Origin of the sequence: Pseudomonas sp. PNPG3, assembly GCF_023093815.1 — a bacterium.
Taxonomy (GTDB): domain Bacteria; phylum Pseudomonadota; class Gammaproteobacteria; order Pseudomonadales; family Pseudomonadaceae; genus Aquipseudomonas; species Aquipseudomonas asiatica.
Genome location: NZ_JALLKV010000001.1, coordinates 135,107 through 150,775 on the forward strand (window position 1 = coordinate 135,107; position 15,669 = coordinate 150,775).

The 15,669-nt window shown below is 61.3% G+C and carries 11 protein-coding genes and 3 pseudogenes; 6 read left to right on the plus strand and 8 right to left on the minus strand.

What is annotated here, in order from left to right; genetic code table 11:
- Positions 1–179 precede the first annotated feature (179 nt).
- Positions 180–2,138, plus strand: a complete 1,959-nt coding sequence (locus tag MJ643_RS00640; protein ID WP_243899845.1) for an AAA family ATPase — start codon at positions 180–182, stop codon at positions 2,136–2,138.
- Positions 2,135–3,868: a UvrD-helicase domain-containing protein gene (locus MJ643_RS00645; protein WP_208209327.1), complete on the plus strand. Its 1,734-nt coding sequence runs from the start codon at positions 2,135–2,137 to the stop codon at positions 3,866–3,868. The genes MJ643_RS00640 and MJ643_RS00645 overlap by 4 nt, the downstream gene beginning before the upstream one ends.
- Positions 3,869–3,947: 79 nt before the next feature.
- Here MJ643_RS00645 and MJ643_RS00650 read toward each other — a convergent pair.
- Positions 3,948–4,121 (minus strand): annotated as a pseudogene (locus MJ643_RS00650) (DUF2274 domain-containing protein); the annotation flags it as partial.
- A 242-nt stretch (positions 4,122–4,363) separates the two neighbouring features.
- Here MJ643_RS00650 and MJ643_RS00655 point away from each other — a divergent pair.
- Both MJ643_RS00655 and MJ643_RS00660 read left to right on the plus strand, forming a co-directional pair.
- A complete protein-coding gene (locus tag MJ643_RS00655; RefSeq protein ID WP_075045414.1) occupies positions 4,364–4,681 on the plus strand; it encodes a type II toxin-antitoxin system PrlF family antitoxin in 318 nt (105 codons plus the stop codon).
- Positions 4,681–5,142 carry a type II toxin-antitoxin system YhaV family toxin gene (locus MJ643_RS00660; RefSeq protein ID WP_075045415.1) on the plus strand — a complete coding sequence of 154 codons (462 nt, stop codon included), beginning with the start codon at positions 4,681–4,683 and terminating at the stop codon, positions 5,140–5,142. Before MJ643_RS00655 ends, MJ643_RS00660 begins: the two co-directional genes overlap by 1 nt.
- Positions 5,143–5,325: 183 nt before the next feature.
- On the opposite strand, the pseudogene MJ643_RS31540 reads toward MJ643_RS00660, so the two are convergent.
- Positions 5,326–5,478: pseudogene (locus tag MJ643_RS31540) on the minus strand (LysR family transcriptional regulator); the annotation flags it as partial.
- A 280-nt stretch (positions 5,479–5,758) separates the two neighbouring features.
- On the opposite strand from MJ643_RS31540, the gene MJ643_RS00665 reads away from it, so the two are divergent.
- Entirely contained in the window at positions 5,759–6,892 is a 1,134-nt protein-coding gene (locus MJ643_RS00665; protein ID WP_196184986.1) for an aminotransferase class V-fold PLP-dependent enzyme, read from the plus strand.
- A 15-nt stretch (positions 6,893–6,907) separates the two neighbouring features.
- Positions 6,908–7,081 (plus strand): annotated as a pseudogene (locus MJ643_RS00670) (glutathione-dependent formaldehyde-activating protein); the annotation flags it as partial.
- Between the two features lie 15 nt (positions 7,082–7,096).
- Here the strand turns inward: MJ643_RS00670 and lipA are convergent.
- The 6 genes from lipA to MJ643_RS00700 form a co-directional block, all read right to left on the minus strand.
- The gene (gene lipA / locus MJ643_RS00675; protein ID WP_169774768.1) at positions 7,097–8,071 is read right to left on the minus strand and encodes a lipoyl synthase; all 975 of its coding nucleotides are present in this window, start codon (positions 8,069–8,071) and stop codon (positions 7,097–7,099) included.
- Between the two features lie 18 nt (positions 8,072–8,089).
- Positions 8,090–9,214, minus strand: a complete 1,125-nt coding sequence (gcvT, locus tag MJ643_RS00680; protein WP_169774769.1) for a glycine cleavage system aminomethyltransferase GcvT — start codon at positions 9,212–9,214, stop codon at positions 8,090–8,092.
- 66 nt (positions 9,215–9,280) lie between these two features.
- Positions 9,281–10,534, minus strand: a complete 1,254-nt coding sequence (glyA, locus tag MJ643_RS00685; protein ID WP_085663887.1) for a serine hydroxymethyltransferase — start codon at positions 10,532–10,534, stop codon at positions 9,281–9,283.
- Between the two features lie 61 nt (positions 10,535–10,595).
- Positions 10,596–13,466: an aminomethyl-transferring glycine dehydrogenase gene (gene gcvP, locus MJ643_RS00690; RefSeq protein WP_169774770.1), complete on the minus strand. Its 2,871-nt coding sequence runs from the start codon at positions 13,464–13,466 to the stop codon at positions 10,596–10,598.
- A gap of 14 nt (positions 13,467–13,480) precedes the next feature.
- Complete coding sequence (gene gcvH / locus MJ643_RS00695; protein ID WP_085663889.1) at positions 13,481–13,858, minus strand: glycine cleavage system protein GcvH; 378 nt, start codon at positions 13,856–13,858, stop codon at positions 13,481–13,483.
- A gap of 259 nt (positions 13,859–14,117) precedes the next feature.
- Positions 14,118–15,650 (minus strand): sigma-54-dependent transcriptional regulator, encoded by a 1,533-nt coding sequence (locus MJ643_RS00700; RefSeq protein ID WP_169774771.1) that lies wholly within the window; start codon positions 15,648–15,650, stop codon positions 14,118–14,120.
- Positions 15,651–15,669: the final 19 nt, after the last annotated feature.

Sequence of the window (15,669 nt, forward strand, 5' to 3'; positions counted from 1 at the left end):
AAGACCAGGCGGCAAACAGGAAACGACTAGAGGCAATCAATCGGGAGCAAACATGCGAATCGAGAAGGTTAGGGTCGAGGGATTTCGACTCCTCCAGGATGTTGAGATCATGCTGGAAGGAAATTCCACAGTAATCGTAGGGCGCAACAATAGCGGGAAGACATCGTTTACCGACATTTTTGATCGCTTCACCGGGGAGACCGGAGCGCGATTTCGTCTGGAAGACTTTTCGCCCCCCCCAACGCGAGCGGTTCTTCAATGCAAAGACGCTGAGAGAAAAGTCGGCAAAGCCAGAGGACGTACTCGCAGCACTCCCGACGCTCTCTCTTACTCTAACCTTCCGCTACGACAGCACCGCCCCGAATTTAGGGCCTCTTGCGCCTTTCGTTATTGACCTGGACGTAGACTCCACCACAGCCATTGTGCGCGTCGAGTACAAAGCGACGCTGGCAACTCTCCACACTCTGCTTGATGTACCTGCCGAGCCAGAAGGTGTCGAGCTAAGAACACACTTCTTCCGCTCATTACGCGACACGTTGCCCAAGGCATACAACATCCATGTGTTCGCCATCGACCCCACGGACGATACCAATCGGCGTGACTTTGAGGGTACGACCGCACTAGCGGCTTTACTGCAGTGCAATTTCGTTCGCGCACAAAGAACTCTCGACCATGCAAAGCATGGCGACGCCGATGTCATTGGCAAATTGCTCAGCGCGCTATTCAAGACTGCTTCCGCACCAACGGCCGCAGCAGGAGATCAGGAGCTGGCGGCAAAGCTGAAGGCGTCAGTCGAAGGCATCGAACGCAGCATTCAAGGTAACTTCGATGAAATGCTGAAGAAGCTGCTGCCGGCCATGGAAGTACTGGGCTTTCCAAGCCTCAACGATACCGAGCTCCGGCCCGAGACCTCATTGAATGTTGAGGCCCTGCTGTCGGACCACACAAAGGTGGTCTACACCGGCACAGACGGGGTACATCTTCCGGAAGGCTACAACGGCCTCGGCACTCGCAATCTGATCTACATGTTGTTGCAGCTCGAAAGCTACCACAAGGCCTACCGAGCCAAGGCAACCCGCCCAGCCACACATCTAATCTTCGTTGAAGAACCTGAGGCTCATTTGCATCCGCAGATGCAAGAAGTTTTCATCGGCCAACTGAATGCCGCCATTAGAAAGCTGTCGGCGAGCTACCCCGAAGAGGCTGCGTGGAACGTTCAGTTCGTCATCACGACGCATTCTCCGCATGTTGCAAATGCCGCATCGTTTGAAGCAGTACGGTATTTCCTAAATGAGTCGCCGGGCCAGACAAATGCTCGTCAGACCAAGGTTAAAGATTTCAAGAAGGGCATGAGCAGTATCTCTCCCGACGACCAGAACTTCCTGCACCAGTACATGACGTTGACCAAGTGCGATCTGTACTTTGCGGACAAGGCCATTATGGTCGAAGGGACGACGGAGCGGCTGCTGATGCCTCGGCTGTGCGAATTGGTTGATAGGTCGCTCGACGACAAGCACAAGCTGGCCAGACAGTACGTAACCTGCGTCGAGGTCGGCGGAGCTTATGCGCACATCTTCTATCCACTCCTCGACTTTCTCGAACTCAAGACCTTGGTCGTCACCGATCTGGATTCAACCAAACCGGTGGAAAAGCAGAACAAGAAAGGAAAGACGATTACGACTTGGGACAAGTGCCCTGTGGCTGAAGGCGAGCGGACGTCGAACGCGGCTATCAAGGAATGGTTTCGCCCCGAAGATACCGAGGGAAAGGATGACTGGCAAATCACTCCTGCCGAGCTTGTTGCCAAGACTGCCGAGGAGAAGCAAAGCGGCTACCGTCGCATTGCCTATCAGATTGCAGAGAAACCTGGTACGAACGTATGCGCCCGCAGCTATGAAGACGCGCTCGTTCTAGCAAACCCGGATCGATTTGAGTGGTTAAAGGAACAGGACGAGGCCAATGAAGCGTGGGAGATAGCCCAGGGGCTCGCGAAAGCGGATACGGCCTTGCGGTTCGCCATTCGCGAGAAAGAATGGGTGGTACCCCGCTATATCCAGGAAGGCCTGGCATGGCTTTCCGAACCCCCTCCTCCACCCGCACAGAACGTGGAAGCGCCAGCCAAGGAGGAGGCAGTATGACTAAACCTGACGAGAATCCCGCACTCATCGCTGCACAAGAGGCTCAAAGAAAGATCAATGAGGCCCTTGATACGGGTCACAGCTTTCGCCTTGAAGCTGGTGCCGGCGCAGGCAAGACGTATTCCCTGGTCACCGCGCTGAAGCGATTGATTGCGGAGCGAGGCCCAGCCTTGGTTCGAGCGGGGCAAAAGGTAGCCTGCATCACCTACACCGAAGTTGCCCGTAATGAGATTGCCCAAGAGATTGAGGATCATCCCGCCATTCTGGTCAATACCATCCACGGCTTCTCGTGGGCATTCCTACGCCAGTTTCAGAAGGCGCTACGTGACCTCGTGGGGGAAATGGAGGATCGGAAAGAGAAAGTCGAACAAGGCGGAGGTATCGGCTCAAAGCCCGTGGATTACGACCTAGGATTCTTCGGCGTCGACATGGACAGAGTCACGCTGAGTCACGACGACATCCCAGAGATGATGGCCAAGCTTCTGCAGAAGGAAAAATTTCGACGCATCTTGACCCAGCAGTTTCCAGTGATTTTTATCGACGAGTATCAAGATACCCATCGCCAATTCATGGAGGCGATTACCGAGCACTTCTTAAAGCCCGCAACCGGGCCCCTCGTTGGTCTATTTGGAGACCACTGGCAAACCATTTATCGAAGTGAATACGAGCTCGCGGAATATCCGATCAAAGAAATTGCCAAAGGCTCCAACTTCCGGTCGGTTCCCGCAGTCGTGGATGTGCTGAACAAGCTGCGACCTGAACTACACCAAGCCGTTCATGACCCCGAGGCAAAGGGCGAGGCGCGCTTCTTTCACACCAACGCTTACAAGGGTCAACGGACAAATGACCCGCACGCCAAAGAGGATCTGCCACCTGATCTGGCCCGATGCACTCGGGAAGATTTGATGCAACAGCTGCAAGCCGAGGGCTGGGACCTGAGCAGGACGAAGGTACTGATGCTTACCCACAACGTCCTAGCCGCTGAACAGGGCTATCCCAACCTCGCTAAGGTATTCAGCGGCCGTAACGATCTATTCGCAAAAAAGGAAGACCCGGCGATCAAGTTCTTTGCAGAAGTCGTTGAACCCATATGTGCAGCCTACGGCGCATCTCGCTACGGCGATATGTTCAGGGCATTCGGCTCCGGTCCTGCGATAACCAAACATGAAGACAAAGCCAGTTGGCGTCGCGACATGGATGCCCTCCAGAAGCTGCGTGCAGAAGGCACGATCGGACAGGTCATTGACCACCTGAAGGTGACAAGACGTCCATCGCCACCAGACCGCGTATTGCGGCGCGACGAAGAACTCATAGCACTAAACGGCGACCCCATACCTGAGGATGCATCCGCACTTATGCGGTACAGCAAGCTGCGGGACATTCCTTACGGAGAGGTCGTTGAGGTGGTCAAGTTCATCGAAAAGCAGACATCCTTTGCCACGCAACATAGCGTCAAGGGCGCCGAGTTTGAGAACGTTCTTGTAGTGCTGGGAGGCGGTTGGAACCACTATAACTGGCCACAACTACTCGAGCTAATTGAGACAAATGCGCTGAATGCAAAGAACACAAAGGGCTTCTATCGTGCTCGTAATCTCTTTTATGTATCCATCTCCCGACCTATGACGCGACTCGCCGTGCTGGCCACACAGGCCATGCCGGATACAGCTCTCGCAGCGGTGAATCGTCTTTTTGGAGGCGACAACGTAGTGGAACTTGCTATCCCGACCTGAAACTGTGTGACAGCCCCCCAACAGTTCCGCCTAGCCAGCGGGGCGATTCAGAGTGGCCTGCTGCTGAGGAGCAAGATCGTCAGTCAGTGTGGAGTTCTCGGCTGATCGGAACAGCTCCTGTTTGCGCGCTGATCTTGTGCGTAGCGACTCCGCAGCCCTCCCGATCTCCTACCATGAACGCCTCCAGCATGTGTGGAATCAGACTTAGAGCGTCAACCCTCTCACCATAGGCCTCTGCATGCAGCGCTGCGTAGACGACAGCGGCGCAGCATTGCCATCTGTCCCTCGCTCAGATACGCCCGGTACTACTCGGCATTCTGCGCAGTGATTATGAAGAATGGCTTTTCACCTGCGAAAGGGTTGGGCAGGAAACCCTTGCTGTCGACACTCGCCGCATTGGTCGGTAACCCTATTAGTGCCTGATCAGCAGAAACCAAGATTGACCGAGTAAGGATTATTCCTTACCATCCGATCAATACATCCGGGAGAACACTCATGCCTGCCATCCACGAAATCGCCACGTTGACCTCGAAGGGACAGGTCACACTGCCAAAATCCGTTCGCCAGCTACTGGGCGTTGACACAGGTGGCAAGATTGCATTCGACGTGCGCGGGGGTGAAATCGTGGTCAGCCGCGTAGAAACCACCCACGAAGACCCTGCCATCGGTGCGTTCCTGGGTTTGCTGGAGGCTGATATCCGAAACGGACGCAACCTCACCACCCTGCCGGAAGACTTGGCGCAAACCATGCTCGCCAATGCAAACCACCCTGTAAACCTGGACGAAGATATCGACGGTGAGGTCGCGATCTGATGCTGCGACATGGCTGGACACTGTTGTTCCATGAGGGTGTGACTTTACAGCTACGCAAATTGCAAGAAGCCGCCGCCCGGGCCGAGCAGAACGATCCGCAAGGTTTTGAAAGCAACGCCAACGTCAAGCTGCTTCGGGCATTGAGCCATCTGATCATGGAGGCTGTGCCTGCCGACCCGGGCCGTGATGAGTTCCGCCAAGGCAACACGCTGGGCACCGCCTACAGACATTGGCGCCGCGCAAAAATCGGCAGGCGCTTTCGGCTGTTCTTTCGCTACGACTCAAGGTCCAAGGTCATCGTCTATGCATGGGTCAACGACGAAAACACCTTACGGTCCGCAGGCAGCAAATCCGATCCCTACGTCGTATTCGAGAAGATGCTCGGCCGCGGCAACCCTCCTGATGACTGGGATGCGCTGATTACTGCAACGCGTAGCGACTGGGATGAGCCCAAAGCATGAGCTGCGCGACTGGTGAGGGATTGCACGTTTGACACCGGCCCTCCCCTCGGTGCGTGCACTGTAATCCACTCGTAGCTGCTGTAAAAAAGGGTACATCTGGGGTACAAAATCAACTCCCCATTCATAACCTTTTGATTTATATGGATGTCCAAATGTTCTTCGGGGATCCTGACAGCCCCTGAGCACGATCCCCAACACCTCATCGCGCAAATGGCCCAGGCTATGGATCAACAGTGCATAGTGCACCACACAAAGCCCGGCATCATTCGCCAACAGGGCATTGTGCTGGCGCACGAACAGCGGCACGCCGAGACGTTCCTCGATGGTGCTTAATGCACCACACCAGCCAATACAAGCTGACGAAAGTCACCCACAATCGGTCGCAGATCAACACGATGCCAGGCGGCCCAGCGGCCGATGCTTTGCTGCAACCTTGGCCCAGCATGGGCTTTCACGCTTGGCCGGCAAGAACGCCACACCCCCTGGGGGAGCGGCTTCAGCCGCGAAGCAGGCGCCGCGGTATCACATGGATTTCATCAGTCCCGGTCAATCTTGGCATTTGACAAGGCGAAGGACAGGGTCGATACCAATGACATCTCTGCCAAAGGAGTCACCCATGTCGAAGCTTTATCCCAGCATTGATCCTGAGGGGCTGGTCGAGTACTCGGTGGTGTACAGCGACCGCTCGCTCAATCACATGTCGCAGACGTTCCAAGGCGTGATGAAGAACATTTCCAGTACCCTGAAACAGGTCTATAACGCCCAGGCTGTTGCGGTAGTGCCCGGTAGCGGTACATTCGGCATGGAATCGGTAGCGCGCCAGTTTGCCACCGGTCAGCAATGCCTGGTGATACGCAACGGCTGGTTCAGTTATCGCTGGAGCCAGATCCTCGAGATGGGCAACATCCCGGCGGCCACCACGGTGCTGAAAGCCCGACCGGTCGACACTGGTCGCCAGGCTGCCTACGCTCCGCCCCCTCTGGACGAAGTGCTGGCGGCGATAAAGGCGCACAAGCCGCAGATTGTCTTCGCCCCCCACGTTGAAACCTCATCCGGGATTATCCTGCCCGACGATTACCTGCGGGCCGTCGGCGACGCTGTACATGCGGTGGGCGGCCTGTTCGTGCTCGACTGCATCGCCTCAGGCACGATATGGGTTGATATGCAAAAGTGCGCAGTCGACCTGCTGATCAGCGCTCCACAGAAAGGCTGGAGCGCCTCCCCTTGCTGCGCCCTGGTGATGCTCAGTGCTCTGGCCCTGGAGCGTATCGAGCAGACGCAAAGCAGCAGTTTCGCCTGCGACCTGAAAAAGTGGCTGCAGATCATGCAGGCCTACGAACAGGGCGGGCATGCCTACCATGCGACCATGCCCAGCGACTCTCTCGCGCGATTTAGCAAAGTAATAGACGAGATGCGAGCCTACGGTTTCGACAAGGTCCGCGGCGAACAGCAGGCTCTGGGCGATCGGGTGCGCGCCATGTTGACCGGCAAAGGCATCAAGAGCGTGGCCGCAGCCGGCTTTCAGGCCCCGGGCGTAGTGGTGAGCTACACCGATGATGCCGATATCAAGAGCGGTAAGAAATTTGTCGAGCACGGCCTGCAGATAGCCGCCGGAGTGCCGTTGCAATGTGACGAGCCGGCCGACTTCCAGACCTTCCGCATCGGTCTGTTCGGGCTCGAAAAACTGCACAATATCGAGCGCACGGTCAGCACCCTTGAGCAGGCACTGGACGAAGTGATGGTTAACTAAGGCCTCATCCTGGCATTTGCCGCTTTCGTGTCCTCGGTGATCGAAAGCGGCACGCCACCGGCACTGATGGCGGCGATTCGCGAGCGTCTGCGTGAACTTGGCCTGGAACCTTACGACTGCTTGTCGCCCCCACTCATGGATGCACTCGCGGTTCACGCCGCCAAGCAAAAAGGCACTTACCGCGAATGATGCTGATCTGAACCCTTAAACTGCTTGCAGTTGCCGGTCAGCGTGGTAAGACGAGCGCACCAGCGGCCCGGAGGCCACGTTTCTGAACCCCATCGCCAAGGCCTGCTCGGCAAGCATGGCGAAGGTGTCAGGGTGCACGAAGCGCTGCACCGGCAGGTGGCTGCGAGACGGTTGCAGATACTGCCCCAGGGTCAGCATGTCAACCTGATGCTCACGCATGCGCTGCATCACCTCGACCACCTCGGCATCGGTCTCGCCCAGACCGAGCATCAGGCCGGACTTTGTCGGTACCGCCGGCAGGCGTTGCTTGAAGCGCTCCAGCAGGTCCAGCGACCACTCGAAGTCCGAGCCCGGCCGTGCCGCCCGGTACAGGCGCGGCACGGTCTCCAGGTTGTGGTTGAACACGTCTGGCGGCTCTTGCGCAGTGATGTCCAGAGCAACGTCCATACGGCCACGGTAATCCGGCACCAGGGTTTCCAGCTGGATACCCGGCGACAGCCTGCGGATCTCGCGCAGGCAATCGGCGAAGTGGCGGGCACCGCCATCGCGCAGGTCGTCACGGTCCACCGAGGTGATCACCACATACTTCAGGCCAAGGTCGGCAATGGCGATGGCAAGGTTCGTCGGCTCATCGGCATCCAGTGGCTTGGGCCGGCCATGGCCGACATCGCAGAACGGGCAACGGCGGGTACAGATATCGCCCATGATCATGAACGTCGCCGTGCCGCCCGAGAAACACTCGCCCAGGTTCGGGCAGGACGCCTCTTCGCACACGCTGTGCAGCTTGTGTTTGCGCAGCAGGGCCTTGACCCGTGCCACTTCCGGCGTGGTGGGAATCTCCACGCGAATCCAGTCGGGTTTGCGCGGCACCTGCTCGGTGGGCAGGATTTTCACCGGGATGCGCGCCACCTTGTCGGCGCCGCGCAGTTTCACCCCGGCCTGCAAGGGCTGCGGGCGCTTAGGGGCAGTCTGGATTTCACTCATGCTCATGCTCCGACAGTCTGGCCTTTAGCCACGGTAGTAACGTTGCGCCACGAACGGTGTGCGCACCACCTGCATCGGCACTTGCTTGCCGCGCACCTGGGCGAACACTTGCGTGCCCAGCGCTGCCTGCTCGCTCTGCAGGTAGCCCATCGCCAGCGGCGCGCCCAGGCTGGGTCCGAAACCGCCACTGGTGACCCGGCCGATCACCTGCTCCCGAGCATCGACGATCACTGCCCCTTCACGCACCGGCACGCGCTCTGCAGGCAGCAGGCCCACGCGCTTGCTGGCCACGCCTTCGTGCTGCTGGGCAAGGATGCGCTCGGCGCCGGGGAAGCCGCCAGCGCGCTCACCCTCGGCACGCCGGGCCTTGGAGATCGCCCAGCCCAGGCTGGCCTCGATCGGCGTGGTGTGCACCGCCATGTCATGGCCGTACAGGCACAGCCCGGCCTCCAGGCGTAGCGAATCACGGGCCCCCAGGCCGATGGGCTGGACCTCGGCTTCGGCCAGCATCGAACGGGCAAGCATGGGCGCCGCCTCGACCGGTACCGAGATTTCGTAGCCGTCTTCGCCGGTGTAGCCCGAGCGGCTGACGTAACAGTCGACACCCAGCAGCCTCACATTGGCGAACTGCATGAAAGTCATGCCGGCAACCTGGGGCGCCAGTCGCGCCAGTACCTTGGCCGCCGCCGGGCCTTGCAGGGCCAGCAAGGCCCGGCTGGCAAACAACGACTCGACCTCGCAATAACCTTCCAGGTGCTGGCGCATGTAGGTCAGGTCCTGCTCCTTGCAGGCGGCGTTGACCACCAGCAACAGCTCGTCGTCACCCAGCCTGGCCACCATCAGGTCGTCGAGGATGCCGCCATCGTCATTGGTGAACAGCGCATAGCGCTGCATGCCCACCGGCAGGTCGATGATGTCGACCGGCACCAGCGCTTCCAACGCCCTGGCGGCCTCTGCGCCGCGCAGGCGGATCTGGCCCATGTGCGAAACGTCGAACAGACCAGCCTGTTCACGGGTGTGCAGGTGTTCCTTGAGCACACCCAGCGGGTACTGGACCGGCATGGCATAACCGGCGAATGGCACCATGCGTGCCCCCAGCGCCAGGTGCAGGTCGTGCAGCGGGGTTTGTTGCAGTTGTTCTGTGGTCATGGCTGGCTCCTGGCCTTAGATGATATGGGCTGCCGGCACACTGCCGACAGCCGCCAAGCCCTGAGGTCAGGCCGGATAGACAGGGAACAGCTTGCACAGCGCTGCCACCTGGCGCGCCACCTGGGCCTCGACGTCGGCATCACCGAGATGGTCGAGGATGTCGCAGATCCAGGTCGCCAAGGCGCGGCATTCCGCCTCCTTGAGCCCACGGGTAGTCACTGCCGGGGTACCGATGCGCAGGCCCGAGGTCACGAACGGCGACTGCGGGTCGTTGGGCACCGCGTTCTTGTTCACCGTGATGTGCGCACGGCCCAGCGCGGCGTCGGCATCCTTGCCGGTGATGCCCTGGCGGATCAGGCTGACCAGGAACAGATGGTTGTCGGTGCCACCGGAGACCACGTCGAAACCGCGCTGCATGAACACCTGCGCCATGGCCTGGGCGTTGCTGATGACCTGGCGCTGGTAATCCTTGAAACCAGGCGCCAGGGCCTCCTTGAAGCACACCGCCTTGGCCGCGATCACGTGCATCAGCGGCCCGCCCTGCCCGCCTGGGAACACCGCCGAGTTGAGTTTTTTCTCAAGCTCTGGGTCGGCCTTGGCCAGAATCAGGCCGCCACGCGGCCCGCGCAAGGTCTTGTGGGTGGTGGTGGTGACCACATCGGCATACGGCAGCGGGTTGGGGTACAGGCCTGCCGCGACCAGCCCGGCGACGTGGGCCATGTCGACGAACAGGTAGGCCCCGACCTTGTCGGCGATCTGCCGGAAACGCGGGAAGTCGAGGGTCTTCGAGTAGGCCGAGAAACCAGCCACGATCATCTTCGGCTGGTGCTCGACCGCCAGGCGCTCGACTTCGTCGTAGTCAATCAGGCCGTTGGCATCGATGCCGTATTGCACGGCGTTGTACAGCTTGCCCGAGGACGACACCTTGGCCCCGTGGGTCAGGTGGCCACCATGAGCCAGGCTCATGCCCAACAAGGTATCACCGGCCTGCAGCAGGGCCAGGTAGACCGCCGCGTTGGCCTGGGAGCCCGAGTGTGGCTGGACGTTGGCATAACCGGCACCGAACAACTGCTTGGCGCGGTCGATGGCCAACTGCTCGACCACGTCGACATGCTCGCAGCCCCCGTAGTAACGCTTGCCCGGGTAGCCTTCGGCGTACTTGTTGGTCAGTTCGGTGCCCTGGGCCTGCATCACCTGGGGGCTGGTGTAGTTTTCCGAAGCGATCAGCTCGATGTGGTCTTCCTGGCGCTGCACTTCACGGCCGATGGCCGCGGACAGTGCAGGGTCGAAATCGGACAGGGTCAGGCTCTTGTGGAACATGGGTGAGATTCCTTGTTGTTCGGTCGGCAAGCACGGCCCGGAAGCGTCCGGGCCGGCAGGGTCAGGCATCTTGATAGCTCGACAGCGGCGGGCAGGCACAGGCCAGGTTGCGGTCGCCGTAGACGTTGTCCACGCGCCCCACCGGCGGCCAGTACTTGCTGTCGCGCAGTTCGGCCAGCGGGTACACCGCCAGCTCCCGGGCATAGCCGTGGGGCCATTCGCCCACCAGCTCGGTGGCGGTATGCGGGGCGTTCTTCAGCGGGTTGTCGAGCTTGTCCAGGGTGCCGTTTTCCACGGCGCGGATTTCCTCGCGGATGCAGATCATCGCTGCGCAGAAGCGGTCCAGTTCTTCCTTGGACTCACTCTCGGTCGGCTCGACCATCAGCGTGCCAGCCACCGGGAAGGACATGGTCGGGGCATGGAAGCCGAAGTCGATCAGGCGCTTGGCCACGTCCTCGACGCTGATGCCGCTGCTGTCCTTGAGCGGGCGCAGGTCGAGGATGCACTCGTGGGCGACCAGTCCGTTCTCGCCGGTGTACAGCACCGGGTAATGTTCCTCCAGGCGGCGGGCGATGTAGTTGGCATTGAGGATAGCCAGCTGCGAGGCGCGCTTGAGCCCTTCCCCGCCCATCATACGGATGTACATCCAGGTGATCGGCAGGATGCTGGCACTGCCATAAGGCGCCGCGCTGACCGCGCCCTGCGGGCTCGCCAGATGGGCGTGACCGGGCAGGAACGGCGCCAGGTGCGCCTTGACGCCAATCGGGCCGACACCGGGGCCGCCACCGCCATGGGGGATACAGAAGGTCTTGTGCAGGTTCAGGTGCGACACGTCGCCACCGAACTTGCCCGGGGCGCACAGGCCGACCATGGCGTTCATGTTGGCGCCATCCAGATACACCTGGCCGCCGTGCTCGTGAATGATGTCGCAGATGCGGGTGATGGCATCTTCGAACACGCCGTGGGTCGAGGGGTAGGTGATCATCAGCGCAGCCAGCTGCGCCCTGTGCTGCTCGGCCTTGAGCTGCAGGTCGGCGACATCGACGTTGCCACGCTCGTCGCAGTTGACCACCACCACCCGCATGCCGGCCATCTGCGCCGTGGCCGGGTTGGTGCCATGGGCCGACGACGGGATCAGGCATACATCGCGCCCTGCCTCGCCACGGCTGGCGTGGTAGGCGCGGATCGCCAGCAGGCCGGCATACTCACCCTGGGAACCGGCATTGGGCTGCAGCGACATGGCGTCATAGCCGGTGGCCGCGCAGAGCATGGCCTCCAGTTCATCGGTCAGCTGGCGGTAACCCTGCGACTGCTCAGCCGGGGCGAATGGGTGCAGGGCGCCGAACTCGGGCCAGGTGATCGGGACCATCTCGCTGGCGGCATTGAGCTTCATGGTGCACGAGCCGAGCGCGATCATGCTGCGGTCCAGGGCCAGGTCCTTGTCGGCCAGGCGGCGCAGGTAGCGCATCAGTTCGGTTTCGCTATGGTAGCGGTTGAACACCGGGTGTAGCAGGAACGGGGTCGCGCGTAGCAGTGGCACGGGCAGGCAATCGCTGCTGCCGGCGGCCAACGCGGTGAAGCTTGGAAGCGCCTGGCCGGGTTCGGCGAACACCTGCCACAGGGCCTCGACACTGGCCTGTTCGCAGGTTTCATCCAGCGACACACCAACCCGCAGTTCGTCAATCAGGCGCAGGTTCAGGCGTGCCGCATTGGCGGCAGCCAGCACATCGGCCAAAGGCCTCGCGGTGACCACGCTGATGGTGTCGAAGAAGTGCGCCTGCTCGACCTTGTGCCCGAGCTGTTTCAGCCCTTGCACCAGGATCGCGGTCAGGCGGTGCACCCGCCGGGCGATCTGCTCCAGGCCCTGGGGACCGTGGTAGACCGCATACATGCTGGCGATGTTGGCCAGCAGCACCTGCGCGGTGCAGATGTTGCTGGTGGCCTTTTCGCGGCGGATGTGTTGCTCACGGGTCTGCATGGCCAGGCGCAGGGCCGGCTTGCCGAAGCGGTCGATGGATACGCCGACCAGGCGGCCGGGCATGTCGCGCTTGAACGCATCGCGGGTGGCGAAGTACGCCGCATGCGGGCCGCCAAAGCCCAGCGGCACGCCGAAGCGCTGGGCGCTGCCCAGCACCACATCGGCATCGAACTCACCCGGTGGGGTCAGCAAGGTCAGTGCCAGCAGGTCGGCGGCCACAGCCACCAGCGCACCCGCCGCATGGGCGCGTTGTACCAGGGCGCGGTGGTCGGTGATGGCACCAGTGCTGGCCGGGTACTGCAGCAACAGGCCGAAATAGCCGTCCAGGGCTTGGCCATCCAGCAACGCTTCATCAGCGATGACCACTTCGATACCCAGTGGCTGGGCACGGGTACGCAGCACATCGAGGGTCTGCGGGTGGCAATGGCTGGACGCGAAGAATGCCGGGGCCTTGTTCTTCGCCAGGCGCTTGCAGAAGGTCATGGCCTCGGCGGCGGCGGTGGCTTCGTCGAGCAACGAGGCGTTGGCGATCTGCATGCCGGTGAGGTCGCTGACCAGGGTCTGGAAGTTCAGCAACGCCTCCAGGCGGCCCTGGGAGATTTCCGGCTGGTACGGCGTGTAGGCGGTGTACCAGGCCGGGTTTTCCAGCAGGTTGCGCAGGATCGGCGTGGGCGTGTGGCAAGGGTAATAACCCTGGCCGATGTGGTTGCTGAACAGCTGGTTGTTCGCAGCGATGGCCTTGAGTGCGGCCAGGGCTTCAGCCTCGCCCTGCCCCTTGCTCAGCTCGAGCACGCTGGTGCCCCTGATGCTGGCGGGGATGACGCTGTCGATCAGGGCTTCAAGTGAGTCATGGCCGACCAGCGCCAGCATGGCGTCGATATCGCCCTCGCGCGGGCCGATGTGGCGGGCGATGAACTCGTTGTCAGTGCCCAGCGGGATGGATGCATTGGTCATCTCTGCCCCCTGGCTCAGGCGTTGTCGGCCAGGAAGCGGTCGTAGCCGTCCTGGTCCATCAGGCCGTCGAGCTCCGACGGGTTGGCCGCCTGGATGCGGAAGAACCAGCCGTCCTGCATGGGCGAGGTGTTGACCAGCTCGGGGTCGTCGGCCAGGGCCTGGTTGACGGCCACCACGGTGCCGCGCAAAGGCATGGTGATGTTGCTGGCGGCCTTGACCGACTCGAGCACCGCGACTTCGTTGCCCTCTCCGTACTCGCCCGGCTCCGGCAGTTGCACGAACACCACGTCACCCAGGGCCTGCTGGGCATAGCTGGTGATGCCGACGGTCAACTCGCCAGTCGCTTCCAGACGCAGCCATTCGTGTTCAGGAGTAAAACGCAGCGTGCTCATGGATCTTCCTCTCTTGTTATCAGATAGGTCCTGATGCAGGACTGACTGATACAGAGCAAGGGTGATGCCAACTCTTTAAAACTCTTATATATCAATGGCTTACTGTTTTATTTCGGTCCATCCCAAGCCTGCGCGATGGAGCGTATTCGCTCCGTGGCCCGGGCCCGGCAGCCAACCCTGACAGCACGGGCCAATGAACCCGGGACCACGCCCGCCTGGAGCATGATCACTCCAGCGGAGCGTATTCGCTCCGGGCCGGCTACGAGACCCGACTGGCGATGCCGTACTTGCGCAAACGCTGGCCGATCGCCGTGTGCGAAGTCTGCAAGCGCACCGCCAGTTGCCGAGTCGAGGGGTAGCTCGTGTACAGCTTTTCCAGCAAGGATTTTTCAAATGCCTGCACGGCCGCTTCGAGGCTGACGATCTCCAGCCCCTCGGCTTGCTGGCTGCTCAGGGCGGTGCCAGCCAGCTCCAGGTCATCGCAGTCGATCACGTCCCCTTCGCTGATGGCCGCCGCACGGAAGATCACGTTCTGCAACTGGCGCACATTGCCGGACCAGCGATTGCCCAGCAGCAGCGGATGGGTGGCCAGCGCCAGCCGGCACGGGGCGCGCTGGATCTGCGCACAGGCCTGGCGCAGGAAATGCTCGGCCAGCAGCAGGATGTCCTTGCCGCGCTCACGCAGCGGCGGCACCTGCAGGTTGAGCACATTGAGGCGATAGTAGAGGTCTTCGCGAAAGCCGCCCTCGATCACCATGTTTTCCAGGTTGCGGTGGGTGGCGCAGACCACCCGCACATTCACCTGCACTTCGCTGCCACCACCCACCCGGCGAAAACTGCCGTCATTGAGAAAACGCAGCAGCTTGGCCTGCAGGTACGGCGACATCTCGCCCACTTCATCGAGAAACACCGTACCGCCATCGGCCAGTTCCAGCAGGCCCGGTTTGCCGCCCCGCTGGGCGCCGGTGAAGGCACCGGCGGCGTAGCCGAACAGCTCGCTTTCGGCCAGGCTCTCGGGCAATGCCGCGCAGTTCAGCGCCAGGAACGAGGCATCGCGCCGGGCACTCAGCGCGTGACAGGCACGGGCCACCAGTTCCTTGCCCGTACCGGTCTCGCCCTGGATCAGTACCGGCGCCTCCAGGCTCGCCACCTTGTGCAGGCGGGCCTTGAGCGCCTGCAGCGCCGCCGACTCTCCCAGCAACGCCCCCAAGCCTTCGCTGTTGTCATGCAGCAGCGAGGCCAGGCGCTCGCCGATGCGGCTGGGTGGGTACAACGTCAGCAGGCCACCCACCAGGCCATCGGCGCCACCGCTGATCGGCGTGGCCTCCAGCAGCAGGGCCTGGCCCTGAAAGCCCACCTCGCACATTGGCAGGCGGAAGCCCTTGTCGATCAGGGTCTTGGCCAGGTCCGGCTCGGCAAACAACCTGTTCAACGGCTCACCGGCCGGCTCGCGCCCCACCAGGGCGACCAGGGTCGGGTTCGCCAGCAGCACATGACCCCCAGGGTCCACAGCCAGCACCGGGTCGCTCATCGCCGCCAGCAATGCCTCCAGCTGCAGGCGCCGGCGGTGGCCGGGGAGGAAGTCGACCAGCGCCACCTCCTGCACGCCGTCCACGTCCATCAGGGCAGCGTAGAGTTCGTCCAGCACCACCGGGGACAAGGTTGGGGCATCGATGTAGACGTTGGGCGGAATCATCTCCACCGCATCAAGATTGAGGTTGCGCGCCCCAAGCAGCGAGAGGATTTCCTGAGTGATACCAACACGGTCGACAAAGTTGACGTGGATTCTCATAAAGATTCCCTGCTTGGCA